This is a genomic window from Janthinobacterium woesei (assembly GCF_051380875.1).
In the GTDB taxonomy this organism is placed as follows: domain Bacteria; phylum Pseudomonadota; class Gammaproteobacteria; order Burkholderiales; family Burkholderiaceae_D; genus Janthinobacterium.
The window spans coordinates 1-4,760 of sequence record NZ_JBNYXW010000041.1; the positions used below are offsets into that span (position 1 = coordinate 1).

4 protein-coding genes are annotated in these 4,760 nt (G+C 58.9%); 1 reads left to right on the forward strand and 3 read right to left on the reverse strand.

The window, feature by feature from the left end:
• The coding region (locus ACQ4W6_RS25525; protein WP_436569959.1) for an HD-GYP domain-containing protein at positions 1–836 on the forward strand (836 nt) is incomplete at its 5' end.
• 196 nt (positions 837–1,032) lie between these two features.
• On the opposite strand, the gene ACQ4W6_RS25530 is transcribed toward ACQ4W6_RS25525, so the two are convergent.
• The 3 genes from ACQ4W6_RS25530 to ACQ4W6_RS25540 all read right to left on the reverse strand — a co-directional run bounded on the left by ACQ4W6_RS25530 (position 1,033) and on the right by ACQ4W6_RS25540 (position 4,544).
• Entirely contained in the window at positions 1,033–3,519 is a 2,487-nt protein-coding gene (locus ACQ4W6_RS25530; RefSeq protein WP_436569960.1) for a hybrid sensor histidine kinase/response regulator, read from the reverse strand.
• Between the two features lie 154 nt (positions 3,520–3,673).
• Positions 3,674–3,865 carry a hypothetical protein gene (locus tag ACQ4W6_RS25535; RefSeq protein WP_436569962.1) on the reverse strand — a complete coding sequence of 64 codons (192 nt, stop codon included), beginning with the start codon at positions 3,863–3,865 and terminating at the stop codon, positions 3,674–3,676.
• On the reverse strand, positions 3,849–4,544 hold the full coding sequence (locus ACQ4W6_RS25540) for a VIT1/CCC1 transporter family protein (protein WP_436569961.1): 696 nt from the start codon (positions 4,542–4,544) through the stop codon (positions 3,849–3,851). Before ACQ4W6_RS25540 ends, ACQ4W6_RS25535 begins: the two co-directional genes overlap by 17 nt.
• Positions 4,545–4,760 lie beyond the last annotated feature (216 nt).

A 4,760-nucleotide genomic window follows, 5' to 3' on the forward strand; every position in this document is an offset into this window, starting at 1 on the left:
CCCTCGTTGACGAAATCGCCATGTCGGTCATGCGCAACCCGGATGCCTTAGTCGGCTTGGTTCGGCTCAAACATGCCGACGAATATACCTATATGCATTCGGTGGCGGTATGCGCGCTGATGATTGCGCTGGCTCGTCAGTTGAAGATGCCCGACGCGCAGGTCCGCGAGCTCGGGCTGGCCGGACTCATGCACGATATCGGCAAGATGCTGGTTCCGCAAGACATCCTGAACAAACCGGGTGACCTGACCCAAGACGAATTCACGGCCATCAAGGATCATCCGGAAGCAGGGCACCGGCTGTTATTAGCGGGCAACGGCGTGAGCGAGGTAGTACTTGACGTCTGCCTGCACCATCACGAAAAGATGAACGGAACCGGCTACCCGGCGGGCCTGGCCGGCGACGCGATCAGCGTGGCCGCGCGCATGGGCGCCATTTGCGATGTCTACGATGCGATTACTTCCGATCGCCCATACAAGTCCGGCTGGTGTCCAGCTGCTTCCTTGAGCAAAATGATGGAATGGTGTAATGGGCATTTCGACCCAGACATCTTAGGCGCTTTCATCAAATGCATGGGGATTTACCCGGTAGGTACCGTAGTCAAGATGCAGTCTGGCCGCCTTGCGGTGATCGCCGACCAAGGCTTGGGAAAGTCCCTGATCGCCCCGATTGTGTGTGTATTTTTCTGCACGAATTCCAAAACCTTACTGGCGCCGGAACTAGTCAATCTTGCTGAGCCGGCCGTCAAAGACAAGATACTCGGACGTGAAGATGCCGCAAAATGGGGCGTCGGCGATACCAGAAGGTATTGGATCAAGCACCCTGCCGTATTGTGAGATTTTTTGATAGCCGGCGCGCTGCCGAAACGATGCATCAATTCAGCCGACGCCAGGTTCTCGACAGCAAAAAATGCTCACGCGATGGCATGGGAGACAACGTTCTATAACTGGACCGCACGATCGATTGTGGAAGTAAAGCGCGCATTCACGCAGCGTTGCAAGCACGGTCGGTTTGAAATGCGAGCCGCTACACTTATTGCTGGACATCGGGGGAGCCCCTTTCGTTCAGTGTATTCAGTTCGTCAAGCCCGAGCAGTTGCGCCAGCGCAGCACCCGCCTCGTGCGCGTCGCCGCGCCGCGCCGCCCGCTCGAGCTCGCCGGCGCACAGTGTCAAACCGGGGTAGCCGAACGAGCCAGCGGATCCCTTCAACTGGTGTGCCGAGTCGGCGACCTCGCTCCAGGCGTGCGTGCCAACATCCCGCGCCAGCTGCGCCAGCTGCGGCGCCAGCCTCGCCTCAAACGTAGCGCGTATGGCAACGTATCCGTCGATCTGCTCGAACTGAGTGGCGGCCGCCTTGGATGGGACATCCTGTCCGAGCAAGCGCGCCAGCAGTTGACTCAGCGCGCCAAAGTCGATCGGCTTGCCTAGACACTCGCTGCAGCCGGCCGCGCGGTAGCGCTCGACGTCGTCCGCCATCACGTTCGCGGTCAGGGCGACGATCGGTCGGCCGAACCCGGCCACGCGCAGCACCTCGGTAGCCTGGATGCCGTCCATCACCGGCATCTGCATGTCCATCAAGATCAGGTCGAAACCGCCGACGAGCGCCAGTTCGATCGCCTGGGCACCGTTTTCGGCCACCTCGTAGCTGACGCCAATGCCGTCCAGATACGCTCCGATCAGCACACGGTTGTCGGGTCCGTCTTCGGCCACCAGCACATGGCCGTGCAAGCGCAGATCCGACGCATCGGCTTGGCGCGCAGTGTCGAGCAGAGGCGGCGCCTCGTTGAGCCACGTACTGGCCGTGGCGAGCTGGGCGTCAATGGCCACTTCAAACACCGAGCCCTGCCCGAGTTCGCTGGAGACGACCACGCTGCCGCCCATCTTGGCGGCCAGCTGGCTAACCAAGTGCAGACCCAAGCCGGTGCCACCGTACTTGCGCGCCACCGTGCTGTCGGCCTGAGAAAACGGCTGAAACAGCTGCTCACGGTGGGCATCGGAGATGCCGATGCCGGAATCGACGACATTGCAGGTAAGCTTGCCGGACAGCGGGTCATACCATAGCGTCAGCTCGACCTGGCCGAGCTCAGTAAATTTGATAGCGTTACTGCACAAATTGAACAAGATTTGCTTCCAGCGCGTCGGATCGCCCGTCACCAGCGCCGGGAATGGGTATTCGACCTTGATGCCGAAGCCGATACCCTTGCTGGCCGCCTGCGCTCCCATCATCGCGTGCACCCCCTGCACCAGTTCGAGCGGCGAGAACGCGAGGTGCTCGATATGAAGGCGCCCTGCCTCGATTTTGGAAATGTCGAGGATGTCGTTGATAATGTGCAGCAGGTGCTGCCCGTTGCGCAGGATTACCGCGCCGGCGTTGCTGCTCGCGCCCGCCGTCTGCGGCTTAACCATCATTTCGGCGAAGCCGATGATGGCCGTCAGCGGGGTGCGGATCTCGTGGCTCATCATGGCCAGAAATTCCGACTTGGCGCGATTTGCCGCTTCGGCCACCGTTTTTAGCACCCGCGTCTCTTCCATGCTGCGCTCGCGCCGCGTGAGCAAACGGATCAGCATGATGAACGCGGCCGCCATCGCAAACGCGGCGAAGCCGCCGACCACCGACAGGACAATGGCGAAATGGCGCCACTGGGCCAAGTACTGTTCGTCGGTGACAGTGACGTTGATGATCAGCGGATAATTGTCGATCAGGCGCACCGCACCCAGCCGCCCGACTTTGTTGCCATCGGCCGTAAACCGCGGCGAGGCGGTCTGCACCACGTCGTGCGACTTCTTCATCTGCTCGATTACCTGGTACGACGACCCGCTCATGTTAGGCTTGCCCATCAATAAGTCGGTGTGCGGCCAGCGTGCCAGCAGGATGAAGTCGCGCCGGTACAGGCTGACCGTGGCACCGCTGCCCAGATTGATCTTGCTGTAGAAATTGCTCAGGAAGGTGCTCGAAAAGCCGACCAGCGCCAGGCCGATGAATTCGCCTTTCGGGCCGTTCAGGCGCTGGCTGAGGTAAAACGTCCACTGGCCATTGCCCTTGTTGCGCACCGGCCTGCTGATGTACACGCCAAGTTTCGGCTGCTTGAGATGGGCCTGGAAATAATCGCGATCGGCCAGATTGATCGCCGGCGCCGGGTGGGAGCGGGTGAAGTTGATGACGTCGCCGTTAGCGGCCACGATGGTGACCACGTCGACCTGCGGCAGGCCGCGCGTCTTGTCGCGCATGCTGTTAAAGTGGGCCAACGAACCCATTTTCTCACGCAGTTCGGAAGCGTTCACAACATCGTTCGCACGCACGCTTTCGGCGATGCTTTCAAGCACCAAGAAGGCCGAACTGATCTCCTGCGACGTCTGCTCGGCCAACAGCAGTGACAGGTTGTCAAGGTGCGCGCGCCATTCCTCGATCGATCGCGCGCGTGAAAACCAGATCGACGAACCGAGCGCAACCAACACCGTGAGCACAAGGAAAACTGCCAGAAAACTTGCAATGTGGCTTGAGCGGTTTTTGGTAGGCATAATTGGCTAGAAGTGTACACGGCAGACAGAATTTGAACCGCTGATGTCCATGCATTTTAACCGGGTCTGACAGCGACTCTACTGTTTCGCGCGAAAGTCAAAAGGAATCGGATCATCCGGAGCGAAATCGGGTTCTTTTATTGCTTTGATGTGCTTACGCATACAGCATTTCCCCCCTTCTTTGCAAGTTTAACGCCTTGCAGACGAGTTCCCACTCGGCCTGGCCCTTGCTCAGTCCACGGGACAGGTCGAGCGAGTGGACAGTATCAATGATGAAATAGGCAAGGTGGCCCTTCAGCAGCCAGTCCTGCAGCGCATAGCGCTCGGCGTCAAGTCGCCGCCCCAAACATGGCCCCGACGCCCGCTGCCACCGCCATCGAAAGTGCACTCCAGAAAGTCACACGTAAAACACCTTTTTTGATGTTTGCACCGCCGGCCTTGGCCGCCAAGCCGCCTAGAATTGCAAGAAAGACCAACGACGCGGCGACGATGACCGGAATTAGCCGGTCTTGCGGAACCACCACAACAACGAGCAATGGTAATGCAGCACCGATGCCGAAACTTAGAGCAGATGCCAGCGCAGCCTGCAGCGGCTTCGCACTCATTGCATCCGTGATCCCAAGTTCGTCGCGGGCATGAGCACCCAGGGCATCATGGATCATTAGTTGGGTAGCAACCTCTTTTGCCAGTGGCACATCAAGGCCCCGGCCAACATAAATGCCAGTCAGCTCATGATGTTCGCTCTTGGGGTTTCTTTGAAGCTCTACGCGCTCCGTTTCCAGCGCCGCCGCTTCAGTGTCGGCCTGGGACTGCACGGAAACGTACTCCCCTGTCGCCATCGACATAGCACCCGCAACGAGCGCGGAGACACCTGTTACAAGAATACTGCTGTGAGTTGCGTGGGAGGCGGCTACGCCAAGAATCAGACTTGAAGTTGAAACAATACCGTCATTAGCTCCGAGTACCGCGGCGCGCAGCCAACCGATGTTGTCTATCTTGTGTTTCTCTTTATGACGCATTGCCATACTGGAATTCTCCACATAAACATTGCATTTACTAGTTGGAGCATAGGTGGCCGCGCGCAGGATTCCACCTCAACGCCGCCACTGAGCAGGGAGCATGCGACCCAATCCACCCAAGTTAAGACATTTCAGCAATTTTTCTGACTCATGGCCTTGTGCGGTTTTCGGCCTGGAGTTCGTGGTTTTGAGAGATTTTCGCGATGGCGGTAGGTCCGGCCG